This is a genomic window from Corallococcus sp. AB018, assembly GCF_003986945.1.
In the GTDB taxonomy this organism is placed as follows: Bacteria; Myxococcota; Myxococcia; order Myxococcales; family Myxococcaceae; genus Corallococcus; species Corallococcus exiguus.
Window position 1 is genome coordinate 1 of sequence record NZ_RAWR01000206.1, and the last position, 18,780, is coordinate 18,780.

At 69.5% G+C, this 18,780-nt stretch carries 13 protein-coding genes; 11 read left to right on the plus strand and 2 right to left on the minus strand.

The genetic code is table 11. From position 1 onward, the window contains the following. The 6 genes from D7Y11_RS33375 to D7Y11_RS33400 all read left to right on the plus strand — a co-directional run. Positions 1-2,262, plus strand: a 2,262-nt coding sequence (locus tag D7Y11_RS33375) for an aminotransferase class III-fold pyridoxal phosphate-dependent enzyme (RefSeq protein ID WP_126935713.1), incomplete at its 5' end; no start/stop codon positions are given. Continuing rightward, positions 2,259-8,714, plus strand: a complete 6,456-nt coding sequence (locus tag D7Y11_RS33380) for a non-ribosomal peptide synthetase (protein WP_126935714.1) — start codon at positions 2,259-2,261, stop codon at positions 8,712-8,714. The genes D7Y11_RS33375 and D7Y11_RS33380, both read left to right, overlap by 4 nt. Before the next feature lie 28 nt (positions 8,715-8,742). Then, positions 8,743-9,519: an alpha/beta fold hydrolase gene (locus D7Y11_RS33385; protein WP_120579961.1), complete on the plus strand. Its 777-nt coding sequence runs from the start codon at positions 8,743-8,745 to the stop codon at positions 9,517-9,519. Beyond that, positions 9,519-10,358, plus strand: a complete 840-nt coding sequence (locus D7Y11_RS33390; RefSeq protein WP_120579960.1) for an alpha/beta fold hydrolase — start codon at positions 9,519-9,521, stop codon at positions 10,356-10,358. Before D7Y11_RS33385 ends, D7Y11_RS33390 begins: the two co-directional genes overlap by 1 nt. A 122-nt stretch (positions 10,359-10,480) precedes the next feature. Beyond that, positions 10,481-10,918, plus strand: a complete 438-nt coding sequence (locus D7Y11_RS33395) for a hypothetical protein (protein WP_120579959.1) — start codon at positions 10,481-10,483, stop codon at positions 10,916-10,918. A gap of 149 nt (positions 10,919-11,067) precedes the next feature. Next, entirely contained in the window at positions 11,068-12,117 is a 1,050-nt protein-coding gene (locus D7Y11_RS33400) for a LuxR C-terminal-related transcriptional regulator (RefSeq protein ID WP_126935715.1), read from the plus strand. 20 nt (positions 12,118-12,137) lie between these two features. On the opposite strand, the gene D7Y11_RS33405 is transcribed toward D7Y11_RS33400, so the two are convergent. Further along, on the minus strand, positions 12,138-12,827 hold the full coding sequence (locus tag D7Y11_RS33405; RefSeq protein ID WP_126935716.1) for an iron-containing redox enzyme family protein: 690 nt from the start codon (positions 12,825-12,827) through the stop codon (positions 12,138-12,140). 79 nt (positions 12,828-12,906) lie between these two features. Continuing rightward, the gene (locus tag D7Y11_RS33410; RefSeq protein ID WP_126935717.1) at positions 12,907-13,701 is read right to left on the minus strand and encodes a GNAT family N-acetyltransferase; all 795 of its coding nucleotides are present in this window, start codon (positions 13,699-13,701) and stop codon (positions 12,907-12,909) included. A 207-nt stretch (positions 13,702-13,908) separates the two neighbouring features. Between D7Y11_RS33410 and aspD the strand changes: the two genes are divergently transcribed. From aspD to D7Y11_RS33435, 5 genes are all read left to right on the plus strand, one after another. After that, a complete protein-coding gene (gene aspD / locus D7Y11_RS33415) occupies positions 13,909-15,573 on the plus strand; it encodes an aspartate 4-decarboxylase (protein ID WP_126935718.1) in 1,665 nt (554 codons plus the stop codon). Between the two features lie 326 nt (positions 15,574-15,899). Further along, positions 15,900-16,427: an RNA polymerase sigma factor gene (locus D7Y11_RS33420; RefSeq protein ID WP_158624522.1), complete on the plus strand. Its 528-nt coding sequence runs from the start codon at positions 15,900-15,902 to the stop codon at positions 16,425-16,427. Beyond that, positions 16,414-16,806 (plus strand): hypothetical protein, encoded by a 393-nt coding sequence (locus D7Y11_RS33425; RefSeq protein ID WP_126935719.1) that lies wholly within the window; start codon positions 16,414-16,416, stop codon positions 16,804-16,806. The genes D7Y11_RS33420 and D7Y11_RS33425 overlap by 14 nt, the downstream gene beginning before the upstream one ends. After that, the gene (locus D7Y11_RS33430; protein ID WP_120579953.1) at positions 16,803-17,531 is read left to right on the plus strand and encodes an ImmA/IrrE family metallo-endopeptidase; all 729 of its coding nucleotides are present in this window, start codon (positions 16,803-16,805) and stop codon (positions 17,529-17,531) included. The genes D7Y11_RS33425 and D7Y11_RS33430 overlap by 4 nt, the downstream gene beginning before the upstream one ends. A 2-nt stretch (positions 17,532-17,533) precedes the next feature. Continuing rightward, positions 17,534-18,721: a hypothetical protein gene (locus D7Y11_RS33435; RefSeq protein ID WP_120579952.1), complete on the plus strand. Its 1,188-nt coding sequence runs from the start codon at positions 17,534-17,536 to the stop codon at positions 18,719-18,721. The last annotated feature ends 59 nt before the right edge of the window (positions 18,722-18,780 follow it).

Consider the following 18,780-nt stretch of genomic DNA (forward strand, 5'->3'; position numbering starts at 1 on the left):
CTCTCCACCGGAGTCGCCGTGAGTCCCGCCCCTGTTCCCCGTGCCGAGCGCCTTGTCCCCACCCTGCGCAACCTGTTCGAGGAGCTGAGCGGCCTGGAGCTGGCCGACGCGGATCCGGGCGCGAGCTTCCTGGAGCTGGGGCTGGACTCGCTGGTGCTCACGCAGGCGGCGCTCGCGGTGCAGAAGCAGTTCGGCGTGAAGGTGACGTTCCGGCAGCTGTTGGAAGAGGTCGCGTCGCTGGGACAGCTCGCCGCGTACCTCGACGGCCGCATGCCGCAAGAGGCCGCGCCCGCCCCGGTGGCCGCCGCGCCGGCCGCGCAGATGACCGCGAACATCCTCGGACAGCCGCAGGCCGCTCCGTCCGCGGGCACCGCGTTCCCGGCGCAGGGGGCTCCGGCTGTCGCTGCCATCCCCGCGCAGTTCGCCTCCGCCGGTGCCGCGTTCCAGGCCCAGGCGATGGCCGCGCCCGCCGGGAGCCTCCAGGCGGTCGTCGCGCAGCAGCTCTGGCTGATGACCCAGCAGCTCGCGCTCCTGTCCGGCCAGCCCGCGCAGGCCGTGGCCCCGCAGGCCTTCGCCCAGGCTCCCGCCGCGCAGCCGCAGGCCCAGCAGGCCCCCGCCGCGCAGCCGCAGGCCGCCCAGCCCGCCGCTCCCGCTCCGGCCGCCGCGGCGGATGAGGCCGACCTCAAGGGCCCGGTGAAGTACGACGTGAAGAAGGCCTTCGGCGCCATCGCGCGCATCAGCCTGGCGCCGAAGGACGCGCTCACGCCCCGCCAGCAGACGTTCCTGGAGGACTTCACCCGCCGCTACAACGCGAAGACGCAGGGCTCCAAGCGCTACGCCCAGGACAACCGGAACCAGCTGTCGGATCCGCGCGTGGTGACGGGCTTCCGCCCGCTGCTCAAGGAGCTCATCTACCCGCTGGCCGTGAACCGCTCCAAGGGCTCCAAGCTCTGGGACATGGACGGTAACGAGTACCTGGACGCGCTCAACGGCTTCGGGTCCGTGCTGTTCGGACACGCGCCGGACTTCATCACCCAGGCCGTGCACAAGCAGGTGGACGACGGCTACGAGCTGGGGCCCATGCACCCGCTGGCCGGCGAGGTCGCGAAGCTCGTCTGTGAATTCACGGGCGCGGACCGCGCGGCGCTCTGTAACACCGGCTCCGAGGCGGTGATGGGCGCGATGCGCATCGCCCGCACCGTCACGGGCCGCAGCACCATCGCCATCTTCAGCGGCAGCTACCACGGCATCTTCGACGAGGTGCTGGTGCGCGGCACCAAGAGCCTGCGCACCGTGCCGGCCGCCCCGGGCATCATGGCGGGCGCGGTGCAGGACGTGCTGGTGCTGGACTACGGCACGCCGGAGTCGCTCGAAATCCTGCGCGCCCGCGCGGACTCGCTGGCCGCCATCATGGTGGAGCCCGTGCAGAGCCGCCGCCCGGACTTCCAGCCGCGCGAGTTCCTGCACCAGCTGCGCGACCTCACCCAGAAGTCCGGCTCCGTCTACATCTTCGACGAGGTCATCACCGGCTTCCGCATGCACCCGGGCGGCGCCCAGTCCATCTTCGGCGTGCAGGCGGACGTGGCCACCTACGGCAAGGTCGTGGGCGGCGGCATGCCCATTGGCGTCATCGCGGGCAAGCGCCCCTTCATGGACGCGCTGGACGGCGGCCACTGGCAGTTCGGCGACGACTCCGTGCCCACGGTGGGCGTGACGTACTTCGCGGGCACGTTCGTGCGTCACCCGCTGGCGCTCGCCGCCGCGAAGGCCGCGCTGGAGCACATGAAGGCCGCGGGCCCGGAGCTGCAGCGCAGCGTGAGCGCCAAGGCGGACACGCTCGCCACCACGCTCAACGCGTTCTTCGACGAGGTGGGCGCCCCGCTGCGCATCAAGCACTTCGGGTCGCTGTGGAAGACGTTCGTCACGGGGGACGCCGCGAACGCGGACCTGCTGTTCTGCCTGCTGCGCGACAAGGGCATCCACATCTGGGATGGCTTCCCGTGCTTCTTCACCACGGCGCACTCGGACGCGGACCTGCAGCGCCTCATCACCGCGTTCCAGGACAGCGTCACGGAGCTGCAGGACGCGGGCTTCCTGCCCGGCACGGCCCGCGCCCAGGCGCAGGCCCCCGCCGCCTTCGATTCCAACCAGCCCCCCGTCCCCGGCGCCCGCCTGGGGCGTGATCCGCAGGGCAACCCTGCCTGGTTCGTCCCGCACCCCACGGTGCCCGGCAAGTTCGTCAAGCTGAGCGAGACCCGATGAAGACCCCCGCGACCCCGATTCAGGACCTGCCCGAGGATTTCGACCCGTTCGCCGGGCCCGCGCTGCTGCTCACCGCGCCGTCCACCGAGCCCCAGCGCGAGGTGTGGACCGGCGTGCAGATGGGTCCGGACGCGTCGTGCGCCTTCAACGAGTCCATGTCCGTGCGGCTGCACGGCCCGCTGAACGTCGAGTCCCTGCGCGCCGCGCTCCAGGACCTGAGCGAGCGGCACGAAGCGCTGCGCACCACGTTCAGCGCGGATGGCCTCACGCTGTGCGTGGCCGCCACCACGCCCTTCCCGCTGGAGGTGCTCGCGCTGGACGCGCTGCCGCCCTCCGAGCGCGACGCCCGCGTCCGTGAGCTCGTGGCCCAGGAGGTGGAGACGCCGCTGCCCCTGGAGTCCGGGCCGCTGCTGCGTCCGCGCCTGGCCCGGCTGTCCGCGGAAGAGCACCTGCTGACGCTGACCGCGCACCACATCGTGTGCGACGGCTGGTCCATGGCGGTGATGCTGCGCGACCTGGCGACATTCTATTCGGCGCACGCGCGGAGCACCCCGCACACGCTGTCGCCCGCGCCCACGTTCAGCGATTACGCCCGCGCGCAGGCCCAGCTGGCCACGACGCCGGAGTACGCGGAGCACGAGCGCTATTGGCTGAAGCAGTTCTCCGGTTCGCTGCCGGTGCTGGAGCTGCCGTTGGACCGGCGCCGTCCGCCGTCCAAGACGTACAGCTCCCGGCGTGAGGACTGCGTCCTGGAGCCCGCGCTCGTGGAGCAGCTCAAGCGCGTGGGCGCGAAGCACGGCGGCAGCTTCTTCACCACGCTGCTGGCGGGCTTCAAGGCGCTGCTGCACCGGCTGACGGGGCTGGAGGACGTGGTGGTGGCCATCCCCGCCGCGGGCCAGTCCGTGGCCGGCCTGAAGGACCTGGTGGGCCACTGCGTGAACGCGCTGCCCCTGCGCAGCAACGTCGCCGCGGAGGCGCCCTTCACACAGGTGCTCAAGCAGCTGCGCACCACGATGCTCGATGCCTACGAGCACCAGGAGTACACGTTCGGCACGCTGCTCAAGCAGCTGGCGCTGCCGCGCGACCCCAGCCGGCTGCCGCTGGTCAACGTGCTGTTCAACGTGGACCAGGCCGTCACGGGCGAGCAGCTGGCGTTCCAGGGCCTCACCTGCACCCTGGCGAGCAACCCGCGCCACTACGAGAACTTCGACCTCTTCATCAACGCGGCCGAAGCCCATGGCCGCGTGGTGCTGGAGTGCCAGTACAACACCGACCTCTTCGATGGCTCCACGGTTCGCCGCTGGATGTCATGTTACGAAGAATTGCTGCGGGGTGTGGTCGCCGACGCGGAAGCGCCCGTTTCGCGCCTGCCGCTGCTGCCCGCCGCCGAGAAGCAGCGCGTGCTGGTGGACTGGAACGCGACGGAGAAGCCGTTCGACCGTCAGGCCTTCGTCCACACGCTGGTGGCCGCCCAGGCCCAGGCCACGCCGGACGCGGTGGCCCTGCGCTCCGGGGACGTGACGCTCACGTACCAGCAGCTGATCCAGCGCGCCCATCAGGTGGCGAACGCGCTGAAGCAGGAGGGCGTCGCGGCCGGAAGCCTCGTCGGCCTCTTCACGAATCGCGGCGCGGACATGGTCGTGGGCCTGCTGGGCATCCTCGAAGCGGGTGCTGGCTACGTCCCGCTCGACCCCGGCTTCCCGCCGGAGCGTCTGGCCTTCATGGTCGAGGACGCGAAGCTCTCCACCATCCTCACGCAGCAGGCCCTGGTGGCGTCCCTGCCCTCCACGAGCGTGAAGCCCCTGCTCATCGAGGACACGGCCTCGCAGCCCGAGTCCGCGCTCCCGGCGCAGGACGTCACGCCGGAGGCCGTGGCGTACGTCATCTACACGTCGGGTTCGACGGGCAAGCCCAAGGGCGTGCGCGTCCCGCACCGCGCGGTGGTGAACTTCCTGGGCACCATGCAGGAGGCCCCCAGCCTCTCTGCCCAGGACGTGCTGCTGGCCGTCACCACGCTCTCCTTCGACATCGCCGTGCTGGAGCTGCTGCTGCCCCTCTCCACCGGTGCCCAGGTGGTGCTCGCCTCGCGTGACACGGCTTCCGACGGCGCGCTCCTCAAGGCCGCGCTGGAGTCCAACGCCGTCACCGTCATGCAGGCCACGCCCTCCACCTGGCGCCTCCTGCTGGAGGCCGGCTGGCAGCCGCGTCCCGGCTTCAAGGCCCTCGTCGGTGGCGAGGCCCTTCCCCGCGAGCTGGCTGAGTCGCTCCTCGCTCGCGTCGGCAGCCTGTGGAACATGTACGGCCCCACGGAGACCACCGTCTGGTCCACCACCTGGCGCGTGCAGCCTCCGCTCTCCTCCATCCGCATCGGCCGCCCCATCGCCAACACCCAGCTCTACCTCCTCGACGCGCACCTGGCCCCCGTGCCGGTGGGCGTCGCGGGCGAGCTGTACATCGGCGGCGACGGCGTGACGCTGGGCTACCTCCACCGGCCCGAGTTGACGCAGGAGCGCTTCCTGCCCAACCCCTTCCGCTCCGGCGAGCGCATGTACCGCACGGGCGATTTGGCCCGCTGGCTGGCCGACGGCACCGTCGAGTACCTGGGCCGCAATGACTCGCAGGTGAAGCTGCGCGGCTTCCGCATCGAGCTGGGCGAAGTCGAGGCGGCCCTCGCCTCGCACCCGTCCCTGGCCCAGGCCGTCGCCCTCGTTCGCGAGGACCGCCCTGGCGACAGGCGCCTCGTCGCGTACCTCATCGCGCGGCCCGGCCAGACGATTCCGGCGGACGAAGCCCTGCGCGCGCACCTCAAGCAGGGGCTGCCGGAGTACATGGTGCCGCAGCACTTCGTGGCCCTGCCCGCGCTGCCGCTCACGCCGAATGGCAAGGTGGACCGCAAGGCCCTGCCGTCGCCGCAGGTGGAGTCGCAGGCGGACGCGTTCGTCGCGCCTCGCGATGAGACGGAGCAGAAGCTCGCGGCCATCTTCGCGGACGTGCTGGGACTGCGCCGGGTGAGCGTCACGGCGGACTTCTTCCGTCTGGGCGGCCACTCGCTGCTGGCGTCGCAGGCCCTCACGCGCGCGAGCCGCGACCTGGACGTCAGCCTCACGCTGCGCCGCATGTTCGAAGCGCCCACCGTGGAGAAGCTGGCCCGGCTGGTGCGCGGCGACGACGGAGCCACCAGCCCCGCGCAGCGCATCTCCGCCCGCGCGGGCACCGCGCCCGCGCCGCTGTCCCTCATGCAGCAGCGGCTGTGGTTCCTGGAGCAGCTCAACCCGGGCACGGCCGTCTACAACCTGCCCTCCGCGTTCCGCCTCCACGGCGCGCTGGACGTGGGCGCGCTGCGCTTCAGCTTCAACAAGCTGATGGAGCGCCAGTCGTCGCTGCGCACCTTCGTGCGGTGGGACGAAGGCACGCCGGTGCAGCACGTTGCCCCGTCCCTGACGGTGGAGCTGGAGCCGGTGGACCTGGAGCCCGTCCCCGCCCACACGCGTGAGGAGGACCTGCTGCGCCGCCTCCAGGCGATGGCGGACGAGTCCATCCCCATCACCGCCGCGCCGCTGTTCCGGCTGACGCTGTTCCGGCTGGGCGCCAACGAGCACGTCCTCTTCTTCATGCCCCACCACCTCATCTGGGATGGGTGGTCGTTCGACGTGTTCCTGCGCGAGCTGGACGTCATCTACTCCGCGCTCACCCAGGGCCAGGAGCCCAAGCTCCCCACCCTGCCCATCCAGTACGCGGACTTCACCGAGTGGCACCGCAACTGGCTCCAGGGCGAGGAGCTGGAGCGGCAGGCGCGCTACTGGAAGGGGAAGCTCTCCGGGAACCTGCCCGCGCTGGAGCTGCCCACGGACAAGCCGCGCCCCGCGCAGATGAGCCTCAAGGGCGGCACGGAGCCCTTCGTCCTCACCGGCGCGGAGGTGGCCGCCCTCACGAAGCTGGGCCGCGAGTCCAACGCGACGCTGTACATGGTGCTGCTCACGGCGTTCAAGACGCTGCTGCACCGCTACAGCGGCCAGGAGGATCTGGTCGTGGGCACGCCCATCCGGGGCCGCTCGCATCCGGAGGTCGAGGACCTGCTGGGCTTCTTCGTCAACACGCTCGTCCTGCGCACGCAGCTGGCGCCGGAGCAGACGTTCCGGCAGCTGCTGGAGCGCGTGCGCACCACGTGCATGGAGGCCTTCGGCCACCAGGACATGCCCATCGAGCTGCTGATGCAGCAGCTGGGCGTGCAGCGCGACCTGAGCCGCACGCCGCTGTTCCAGACGTTCTTCACCTTCCAAGACGTGCGCAACCGAGGCTCCAGCCTGGGTGACCTCACCTACGGCCAGGTGCACGTGCACGCGCACGCGACGCCGCTGGACCTGAGCTTCTGGGTGAAGGAGACGGCGAACGGCATCGTCGGCGGCATGGACTACAACACCGACCTGTTCGAGCGGGACACCGTCGTCCGCATGCTCGAGCAGATCCGCACGCTGCTGCGCGCCGCGGTGTCCGACGCGGAGGTGCCGGTGTCGCGCATGCCGCTGCTTCCCGAGTCGGAGAAGCAGCGCGTGCTGGTGGACTGGAACGCCACCGAGAAGCCGTTCGACCGGAACGCCTTCGTCCACACGCTGGTGGCCGCGCAGGCCCGGGCCACGCCCGACGCGGTGGCGCTGCGCTCCGGCGCCGTGACGCTCACGTACCAGCAGCTGATCCAGCGCAGCCACCAGGTGGCGAACGCGCTCAAGCAGGAGGGCGTCACCGCCGGAAGCCTCGTCGGCCTCTTCACCGAGCGCGGTCCGGACATGGTGGTGGGTCTGCTGGGCATCCTCGAAGCGGGCGCGGGTTACGTCCCGCTCGACCCCGGCTTCCCGCCCGAGCGTCTGGCCTTCATGGTCGAGGACGCGCAGCTCTCGCTCGTGCTCACCCAGCGCGCGCTCCAGAGCACCCTGCCCTCCACCACGGCGAAGTCGCTCTTCGTCGAGGACACCACGTCGCAGGCGGACACGGCCCCCGAAGCTCCCGCCGTCACGCCCGAGGCCGTGGCGTACGTCATCTACACGTCGGGTTCGACGGGCAAGCCCAAGGGCGTGCGCGTCCCGCACCGCGCGGTGGTGAACTTCCTGGGCACCATGCAGGAGGCCCCCAGCCTCTCTGCCCAGGACGTGCTGCTGGCCGTCACCACGCTCTCCTTCGACATCGCCGTGCTGGAGCTGCTGCTGCCCCTCTCCACCGGCGCCCAGGTGGTGCTCGCCTCGCGTGACACGGCCTCCGACGGTGCGCTCCTCAAGGCCGCGCTGGAAGCCAACGCCGTCACCGTCATGCAGGCCACGCCCTCCACCTGGCGCCTCCTGCTGGAGGCCGGCTGGCAGCCGCGTCCCGGCTTCAAGGCCCTCGTCGGTGGCGAGGCGCTTCCCCGCGAGCTGGCTGAGTCGCTCCTCGCTCGCGTCGGCAGCCTGTGGAACATGTACGGCCCCACGGAGACCACCGTCTGGTCCACCACCTGGCGCGTGCAGCCTCCGCTCTCCTCCATCCGCATCGGCCGCCCCATCGCCAACACCCAGCTCTACCTCCTCGACGCGCACCTGGCCCCCGTGCCGGTGGGCGTCGCGGGCGAGCTGTACATCGGCGGCGACGGCGTGACGCTGGGCTACCTCCACCGGCCCGAGTTGACGCAGGAGCGCTTCCTGCCCAACCCCTTCCGCTCCGGCGAGCGCATGTACCGCACGGGCGATTTGGCCCGCTGGCTGGCCGACGGCACCGTCGAGTACCTGGGCCGCAATGACTCGCAGGTGAAGCTGCGCGGCTTCCGCATCGAGTTGGGCGAAGTCGAGGCGGCCCTCGCCTCGCACCCGTCCCTGGCCCAGGCCGTCGCCCTCGTTCGCGAGGACCGCCCTGGCGACAGGCGCCTCGTCGCGTACCTGGTGACGAAGCCGGGACAGGCCTACACGGACACGGAGCTGCGCAAGCACCTGCGTTCGCAGCTGCCGCAGTACATGGTGCCGCAGCACTTCGTGGAGATGGAGGCGCTGCCCCTCACGCCGAACGGCAAGGTGGACCGCAAGGCCCTGCCGCCTCCGGCGGGCACCACGCGCGCCGTCGAGGACGCCTTCGTCGCGCCGCGCACGCCGACGGAGCAGCACCTGGCGCGCATCTGGCGGGAGGTGCTCGGCATCGCGCAGGTGGGCGTGCACGACAACTTCTTCAACATCGGCGGGCACTCGCTCCTGTCCTTCCAGGTCGTGATGCGCGTCAAGAAGGAGCTGAACCAGGAGCTGCACCCGCGCACGCTCCTGCTCAACACGCTGGAGCAGGTGGCCTCGCAGCTGACGCCCGCGGCGGCGGCTCCCACGCCCGCAGTCAGGACGCAGCCCGTCATGCCGCCAAAGACTGCCACCCCGGAGACTTCTGTTCCCCTGGCGCAACGCTTGTTCAATAAGCTGAAGGGGAAACTGCCGGGGCGCTCGGACTGAGCGGCCCTTTGAGGAGAATGGTCAGACCGTGACGCCCTGTTTCTTCGGCACCTCCGAACGACAGCTCTTTGGCATGCACCACCCCGCGCAGGGCGCCGAGCGCTCCACCGGGGTGGTGCTCTGCTACCCCGCCGCGCAGGAGTACATGTTGACGCACTGGGCCTTCCGGAAGCTGGCCGGAATGCTCGCGCGTGAGGGCTTCCACGTCTTCCGCTTCGACTACTACGGCACGGGGGACTCGGCCGGCGAGGCCCACGAAGGCCGGGTGGCCACGTGGGTCCAGGACATCCGCAACGCCGTCAATGAGTTGCAGGACGTGACGGGCGTGCAGCGCGTGGCGCTCGTGGGCCTGCGGCTGGGCGCGGCGCTCGCGGTGCGCGCCGCATTGGAGGGACTGTCCACCGCCGCGCTCGTGCTCTGGGAGCCCCTGGTGGAGGGCGAGGCCTGGCTCCGGGAGCTGGAGCTGCTCCAGGCGCGCCGGGACACCCGCACGCTCTTCCCGCGGCCCGAAAGCCCGCTGGAGGTGCGCGAGGAGCTGCTCGGCTTCTCGTTCCCCCGCGCCCTGCGCGACGACATCCTTTCGCTGGACCTGGCCGCGCTGCCCGCGTGGCCGTCAACGCGCACGCACCTGGTGGCCAGCGCGCAGAAGCCCGAGTACCAGCGGCTCCAGGAGCACCTGGAGAAGACGGGCCTGCCCTTCCAGCACCACCTGGTGCCCGAGGAGGGCGCGGGCGGCCAGGAGTCCGCGCTCTTGTCCAACCGCATCCTGCAGACCATCACCACGCTGCTGAAGGAGGCCGCGTGATGCGCGAGCGCATCTGTACCTTCGGCCCCGAGCAGAGCCTCGTGGGCATCCTCACGGAACCGGACCCGGCGAAGGTCCTGCCGGAAGCGCCCGTGGTGGTGCTGTCCAACGTGGGCCTCAACCACCACGTGGGCCCGTACCGGGTGTGGGTGGAGCTGGCGCGCCAGTTGGCGGGGCGCGGGTTCACCACGCTGCGCTTCGACCAGTCCGGACTGGGAGACAGCCGCCCCCGCCGCGAGGGCGGCGCCGACGAATTCCAACGTGCCCGCGAGGAGACGCGCGCGGCGCTCGACTACCTGGAGCAGAAGAAGGGCCAGAAGCGCTTCGTGCTGATGGGCCTGTGCTCCGGCGTGGACAGCGCGCACGCGGTGACGGTGGCGGATCCGCGCGTGGTGGGCGCGGCCTTCATCGACGGCTACACCTACCGCACGCTGGGCTACCACCTGCGCTTCCACCTGCGCTACCTGAGCCCCCGCCGGTGGACGCGCTTCCTGCGCAAGCGCAAGCTGCCCGCCCAGCTGCGCGAGGCCGGAGAGGCCGACGAGGTCTACACGCGCGAGTACCCGGAGCGCTCGCAGCTGACGCAGGACTACAAGCAGCTCATGGAGCGCGGCGTCAGCCTGTGCTTCGTGTTCTCCGGAGGCATGGGGCTGTCCTTCAATCACGAGGGCCAGTTCTACGAGATGCTCTCGCCGCTGAAGCTGGAGGGCCGCGTCACGTACGCCTTCTACCCGCGCGCGGACCACCTCTTCTCCGTGCCGGAGGACCGCGCGGAGCTCCTGCGCAAGCTCACCGCCTGGGCCGTGGGGACGGTGCCTCCACGAGCACTGACGGGCTGACGGGCGCCTGCTCGCCCGGCGAGCGGGGACGCGGCTGGGGGCCGGGTGTGCGTCAAGCGCTTGTTTCCCACCCGACGGTCGCCACCTTCGAAGCACACACGTTCTTCGAAGGAGCGCCACCCATGAAGCTCCCCCTGATGGCAGCACTGGCAACACTCGCCTTCTCCGGTCAGGCGTTCGCGCAGAGCCACACCGACCACGAGGCGCCGCCCATGCAGGAGCCGTCCACGGACGCGCCCCAGGACAGCGCGGTGCGCTGGGACAAGGCCACGGGCGGCTCGGGCTCGTCGGGCGTCCTGGCCCCGGATGACGACAGCGTCGTGGACCCGGACCGCGTCGATGAAGGCGTGGGCGGCTCCGGCTCCACCGAGCAGGGAAGCAACAGCACCAGCGACCACTCGTCCTCGGCGAAGCCGGGCACCCCGAACGCCGGCACCCCGGGCAACAAGGGGGCGAAGATGGAAGTGACGCCGCCGGCCTGGGACAAGAACAAGGAGATGGGCAGCCCCGTCAGCCCCACCACGGGCACCCCGCCGGTGGAAGGCAGCGCGGGCAACTAGCGTCCGCCCCGCTTCGACAGACGCTGTAATGTCAGACGTGGACGGGCTTCGTGTGAGTGAAGCCCGTCCATACCCCTTGTGGGGGACAGACCTCCGGGCTTTCCAGCCTGTAAGTCCTTGCATGGACTGGTTGGAAGGAGGCCCGTGGGATGAACCTTACCGCGCACGAACAGGTGCTCGTGCTCGAGCTGACCCGGGCACTCTCCAGTTCATTGGATTTGACCGAGGTCCTGGCCCGCGCCCAGGGAATCCTCACGCAGCTCCTGCCCTGCGACTACGCGGCCTTGTGCGTGTCCAGGCCGGAGCGGCCCGGGGACTATGAATGGATGGGGCTGGGGGCCCCGGGCATCCTCTTCGCGCACTACCCGGAGCTGGCCACGGTGGGCGTCGCGCGCGCCACGAACCAGGTGTCGAGCAAGGAATTGAAGCGCAATCTCCTGTACCTGCGCTGCCGGGAGATGGGACTCCCTCTGGAACACGTCCTGGCGGTGCTGCTGGAGCTGCGGCAGGACTGGCACGGCGGCTTCACGCTGTACCGGGAGCAGACCCTGCCCTTCTCCGAACGGGAACAGGACCTGCTGGAGGACCTGAAGCCCTACCTGGCGAACACGGTGCGCAACTGCCGGATGTTCGAGCACGAGGCGATGCGGGGAGACCTGCTGGACGCCCTCTTCCACCACCAGGGCGCCGAGTGCGTCGTGATGGATCCACCGGAGCACGAGAAGCTGAGGACCCCTGGAGCGACGGAGCTCCTGCGGCGCTGGTACCCGGAGGAGATGAAGGCGGATGACTCACGCCTGCCCCAGGAGCTGCGCGAGCACCTGACGCGTCTGCAGACTCCAGGGATGAATCGGCTCCTGAGCGTGGATACCTGGACGCGCTCCGGGCTGAAGCACGACCTGAAGGTGACGTTCGTGGAGCTGCCGGAGCAGCGCGGCCACCATCCATGGGTGCTGATGTTGCAGGAGTGCTCGCGAGCCATCCCCATGCCGGAGCCCTGGCGTCAGAAACTATCCAGGCGCGAAGTGGAAGTGGTCCAGGGGGTCCTCCGCAACTGGACGAACGAGCTCATCGCCGAGGACCTGGGCCTGACGCTCAACACGGTGAAGACGCACCTGCGCAACATCTTCCCCAAGCTGGGCATCGAGAGCCGCACGGACCTCCTCTACCAGGCCGCCTGGAGGCAGAAACCGGGGTGAGGAGGCCCGAGCGCGCGCGCTCAAGGCTCCCGGAAGAACTTCGGGAACAGGGTGCGCGTGGTGCGGGCGGAGAGGATGAGCGCGTTCTGTTCCGCCGGGGACGTGAGCTTGCGCAGCTCCGTCTCCAGGTCGGCCACGTGGTCGCCGTCCGCGGCGCCGTGGCCCTTGAGGAAGAGGACGGCCTTGTCGATGTTGGCGATGCCGCTCTCCGCGATGAGCCGGTCCACGGAGCCCGGGGCCCGGTTCACGGACAGGTACTCCAGCACGTAGGCCGTGCCCAGGAACGCGGTGGGCACGCCCGACTGGGTGGTGAAGCGGTTCCACTCCACGTAGGCGCGCACGGCGGTGCAGATGGGCGCGCGCTCCACGCGCTCCTCGGTCCAGCCCAGGGCCTTCAGGTCCTTGAGCAACCACTGTTCATGGCCCCGCTCCTCGTGCGCCTTCTGGAACAGCAGCTCCGCGAGCGCGGGGTTGCGGCCCTCGCGGTGCACGCGCTCACCGGACTCGGTGAAGAAACCCTCGCTCCAGCGCACGTACTGGTACGACTGGATGAGGTAGTCGACGTAGTCGTCCTGGCGGATGCGCCCCTCGAAGAGGCGCCGCACGCCCGGCGTCGCATCCAGCTCATGCACGAGCATCCGCGCCTCGTGCCGCAGGGAGTCCAGCCAGTCCGTCTTCGCCGTCTGCTCATGCCTGGGCTGCTTGCACATACACGTCTCCTGACTGGGGCCCGTGAAGGCCCGGTGGGTGTTGCGTTGAGGGTGAAGTACGGAGCGCGCCGGCCTGGGGTCAGGCGGCGTCGGCGTCCCGCGAGTCGAAGAGCTTCAGCGTCCGCCGCGGAATGTCATCCAGCGCGGCGACGAGCGGCACGGTGAAGCGGTTGAAGGCGGGATCGAAGTGCGGCGGCGCGATGAAGCGCGCACCCAGCTTGTCCGCGAACAGCGACAGCACGGACGGCATGCGCAGGGCGGTCAGGTGGCCCTCACGGGACTGGGTGCGCTGCTCCGCGGTGAGCCGGGCGGCCAGGGGTTCCGCGGGCGGAGGGGGAAACTCCCGGGTCCGTACACGGAAGCCGTCGCTCACCCAGCCCTGGCGCGCGGCGGCCAGGAAGTAGAGGTCCGCCTCCTCCTGTGAGTCCGTCTCCATGTTGGCCGCGGCGATCCAGTGGGTGACGCCGCGCCGGCGGCTCTCGCGGTACAGGCCGGCTTGGAGACGCAGCACGGCGGAGTTCCGGTGGCTCCGGGTGACGCAATAGCGAGTGGTCTCCGCGAACACGCGGCCCGGCGCAACGAGCTCCGACAGGTCGAGCTTCTTCTCGATGTCCAGCCCCACGAGGGTGTCCGCGAAGGCCGCCACCTCCGCGTTGGGCGTCAGCAGCCGGGCGGTCGCCACCGGCTCCGTGCCCGAGTAGACGACGACGTGGGAGGTGGTGCGGAGCGTGTCGAAGCAATCCGCTTCACGCGGGGCCCGGGGCCGCTTGGGCCCCAGCATCCGCATCTCCTCGCCAAAAACCCGGTAACGGATGCGGAGCGCGTCATCCAGTTCGCGCTGCGCTGTGGCGACACGGCAACTCAATGAAGGCATGGCGGGTCTCGCTTCCCCAGTGCTTGCCGGACTTGTGTGTCCGGCCCCGACCTTTCATTCGTCGCTGCCCGGCCGAGTGCGCTCACGGGTTGTCTTTTTTCATCGAGCCCGGCCAACCGCCCGCCACCTCCGCCCGCCCCACCCCGTGGCGCATGGTCCACGTCCCCGGGAATGGCTCACCTTGGACAGACGATGGAGGAGGACACCATGACCGAGCAGACGCCCGAGGCCCCGGGAGCCCCTTCCGAACGCAAGCTCCACAAGCTCAGCCCCTTCGAGCTGAAGGACGAGCTCCTCCAGGTCGCGGACGAGGCCGAGAAGACCCGCGAGGCGGTGATGCTCAACGCCGGCCGGGGCAATCCCAACTGGATTGCCACCACGCCGCGCGAGGCGTTCTTCCTCCTGGGCCAGTTCGCGCTCGCGGAGAGCCGGAGGGCCTGGGACGTCCCCGAGGTGGGGCTCGCGGGCATGCCCCGGTCCCCGGGCATCGCCAGACGCCTGCATGAGTTCCTGGACGCGAGCGATGACGAGCCCGCCGTGCAGCTGCTGCGCGGCGCGCTGAACTACGGGGAGCAGACGCTGGGCTTCAACCCGGACCGGTTCGTCTGGGAGCTCACGGACGCGGCCATCGGAGACAACTATCCGGTGCCAGACCGGATGCTCACGCACGCCGAGCGCATCGTGCAGGAGTACCTGACGCAGGAGCTGTTCGCGGGACGCCCGCCTTCCGGTCGCTTCGACCTGTTCGCGGTGGAGGGCGGAACGGCCGCGATGACCTACCTCTTCCACTCCCTGATGGTGAACGGCCTGCTGCGCAAGGGAGACACCATCGCGCTGGGCGCGCCCATCTTCGCACCCTACCTGGAGATTCCGCGCCTGGAGGAGTTCAGCCTGCGCACGGTGGACATCCTTCAGAGCGCCACCTCGAAGGACGGCCGCCAGACCTGGCAGTACCCGGACGCGGAGCTGCGCAAGCTGGAGGACCCGCGCATCAAGGCGTTCTTCGTCGTCAACCCGTCCAACCCGGGCGCGGTGGCCATGCGGAAGGAGTCCGTCCACAAGCTGGTGGACCTGGTGCGCAAGCGCCGGCCGGACCTGTTGATCATCACGGATGATGTCTACGGCACGTTCGTCAACGGCTTCCGTTCGCTGGCCGCGGACCTGCCGCGCAACACGCTGCTGGTGTACTCGTACTCCAAGCACTTCGGCTGCACGGGCTGGCGGTTGGGCGCGGTGGCGCTCCACGAGGACAACATCCTGGACGAGGCGCTGGCGAAACAACCCTCGTCCCAGCGTGCGTTGCTGGAAGCGCGGTATGGCGCCATCACGTCGCACCCGGGGCGGATGAAGTTCATCGACCGGATGGTGGCGGACAGCCGGGCCGTGGCGTTGAACCACACGGCGGGCCTGTCACTGCCGCAGCAGCTCCAGATGACGTTGTTCTCGCTGTTCGCGTTGCTGGACAGGGACGGTGTCTACAAGAAGTACTGCCAGCGCATCTGCCAGGACCGGCTCCAGGCCCTCTTCGAAGGCATGGGCCTTCCGCTGCACGAGGATCCGCTGCGCACGGCCTACTACCAGACGCTGGATTTGGAAGCCTGGTGTCGCGAGCACATTGGCGAGGACTTCGTCCGTTTCATCGAGGACCACCACGACCCGCTGGAGCTCGTCTTCACGCTGGCCCGGCGCTACGGCGTGGTGCTGCTCAACGGCAGCGGCTTCGACGGACCTCCCTGGTCGGCCCGTGTGTCATTGGCGAACCTGGAGGACGACGCGTATCCACGGATTGGCCGGGATCTCCGGGATGAAGTGCTCCGCGCCATTGATGCGTGGAAGAAGGCCCGCGGGGAACCGCCTCCAGGCCTGCACTGAAACACGTCTCAATGGGATGAAACGGACCCTGGTCTCCTTGCACGGAGGCCAGGGTCTTTTTCGATCCCGGGGGATCACGCGAGACCCTGTCCCCAAAGGCAGTACCACCTCCGAGGTAGAGACACGGATCCTCGACCTCGCCAACCTGTCGGCTCGGACGGAGACGCTCAGTCGTCGAACTCTACAGGCCTGTAGCGAAAGTCCGTACGGACCGTAGCCAACCTGAAAGCGGGCGTGCGCATGTCAGTGAGGTGTGGGGGATGAGCAGTCCATCGCAAGGACGTGACCTTCACGAACGGATCTTGAACGGGGACAGGACGGCGTCCGTGGACGTCTTCCTGACGTTCATGGATCCCATGGTCCGGGCGTTGAAAGGGAATCCGGGCTGCAACGATGACGACGCGCACGACTCCGCCATCGACGCGGTGTACGCGTACCTTCAGAGGCCCCAGCGGTACGACCCGGACAAGAGCAACCTGGGCACCTACCTGAGCCGAATTGCCCTGCGAAAGGCCCAGGATCGCTTCCGCGCCTCCACCTCCAGGACGCGCCGGAACAGGGATTTCGGGGGTGCTGTCGCACTTTGGGCCGGGGCTCCGAACAAGGAGATGGAGACCCGCGTGGAGGTGCATCTGATTCTGGAGACGATCAACCAGGCTGGCTTTTCAGAGAGAGACCGGGCCTGTCTCCGGCTCATGTTCGCCGGGGAGCGGTCCACGGACCGGCTGGCGGAAGTGCTGGGATTGATGCACCTGCCCCAGCTCGAGCTCCGGCGAGAGGTGAAGCGCACCCAGGACCGCCTCATGAAGGCGCTGAAGCGCCTCTTCGAGGAGGAACACGATGACGAATCCTGATTGGTTGAAGCGAGCGGCGGAGCGCAGCACGAGCGAGGCGGGAATGCTCGGCCACGCCTTCGATGCCTACCGTGAGTTGGAGAAGCTTTCAGAGGACTCGCTGGTCCAGCGGCTGGGGTGCACGCCCGAAGTGTTCCAGTGGCTGTCGCTCTGCATGACGCCGGAGAAGGGCCCGGCCTTCGAGGAGCAGACCCGCGCCATCGCGGCCCGCTTCGAGGTCGACGTCCAGAAGCTCGTCCTGGTGCTCCGGCGCGTCCAGACCGTGCGGTCCCTGAGCAGGCCGATGCGGGACACGGCGGAAGCCGAGCGGGCCCCGCTGCAGTTGGCTGCCCGGGACCGCGACGAGGACGAGCCCTTCGACGACGAGTTCGAGCCTTGACCGAGCAATGGCTGGTGGAGGCCGTGGCGGCGAGCAGTCTCTCCTTCCCGCCGGGGTTTCCCCGCGACATCGCGGCGGAGGCCCCGCTGCGCCATCCGCTCGACCTGGTGGGGATGCCGGGCCTGACGGTGGAGGGCGTGCGGCAGTGGCTCGTCCAGCGCGGTCTGCCGGCCGAGCTGAGCGGCGCCGACCGCCGGCTCTACGGCTGCATGGTGGCGAGGGCGGGCGCCGCCGCGCTGTTCTTCGACAGCGACGACTCCGAGGCGGAGCAACGCTTCACCCTGGCCCACGAGGTGGCGCACTACGTGCTCGACCACCTCCTGCCCAGGACGCGGGCCCTGGACTTCTTCGGCGAGGGCATCCTGCCCGTGCTCGACGGCGAACGGGAGCCCCGGCTCAACGAGTACATGGACTCGCGGTTCAGCGACGTGCCCCTGGGCCTCCAGGTGCACCTGATGAACCGCGGCGAAGCGGGAGATGTGGACTCGGGGGCCGTGCTGCTGGCGGAAGAACGGGCGGACCACCTGGCCCTGGAGCTCCTCGCGCCCATGACAGCGGCCCGCGCGGAGTTGAACGAGGTGACCGTGACGGAAGGCCCCCGGCGCCTGGAGACCGTGTTCGGTCTACCGACGGCCGCCGCGCGCACCTACGCCCGGATGCTGCGCAAGCGCCGTCGGCGTCCGGAGTTCTCCGTAGTCGACTTCTTCGGTGATGACGAAAGGTGACAATGGCTGACGAGACTCCCCCTGATGACGACGAGTCCAACCTCCTGGGTGACCAGGAGTTCCGGTCCACCTTTGGCGAGGACCTGGCGCAGACGTTGAACCTGGAGACGTGGAGTCCGGGCGTGGATCCGACGGAGATCATGACCCGGTTCCAGCGGGAGGTCTCCACCTCGGTCCAGAAGGAAGACCGCATGCGGCAGGTCATCCGCACGGAGCTGCTGCCACGGCTCGCGGGACGCAACCGCGCCCCTCCAGAGTCGGGCGTGTTCCGGGCCTATGGGAAGGAGCTGGCCACCATCCACGAAGGCCTGCTGTTTCCCGGCAACGTCGTCGCCGTGCTCGGCACGTCGGTGTCCCATGAAAGTCTGCCTTTGGGCATCACCCAGATTGGTGTCGCGGCCGTGGGCTATCAGGGCAGCGCGGGGACCTTCTCCCAGCGCCTGTTCCGGAAGGACCTGACGGCGAAGGACACCAATCCGCTCAGGGAGGCCATCGACTACATCGCGAACCGTCACAACTCGAAGACCGTCAGCCACCGGGAGATCCTCTCCCGTCTGGCCCATCGGGGCATCCGCACCTACGCCGAGCGGGCCGTCCTGGTGGACAAGGTGACGGCGGAGTGGCGCATCGGGCAGGGCAATCCCTTCGCGCATGAGCTGCTGACCGGCTCGGGGCACCTCAGCCTGTTGAAGGCCTCGCTGGACGTGCTGGAGCGCCTCGTCCGGGACCAACAGAAGTTCGTGTTCGTCTCCAACGCGCAGATGGAGCGGGGGCTGCTGACGCTGGGACTGGCGCTCGACGCAGGCGAATACATCATCTTCGAGACCCTGGAGCGGCAGAGCGAACAACTGCTCCACGCGTGGAGGGCCACCGACCCCCGCCTGCCGCTGGCCCAGAAGTTCGTGCAGACCTACGGCAAGGACGTGCTCCTGGGCGTCTTCCGGGTCTCCGGCCGCACGGCCCCGCGCCTCTTCTACGCGCACCGTGAGCACGTCCACATGGCCGCCCGCGTGGCCATGGCGGACAGCGTCCTGCGTCTGGAGAAGAGCTATCCCCTCCTCCTGGACGTCGCGGAGCTCACGTGCCGCAGCGTCTTCGGCGAGGACGGTTTCGAAGGCCTGGTGCAGGACGCCTACGCGCAGGCGGGAGCGCACCTCCAGTATCTGCTCGAGCGCGAATCACGTCGGTAACGGGGGAAAGACACACACCATGTCGAACAACGGCAAGACACCACATCCAGCAGGCACCG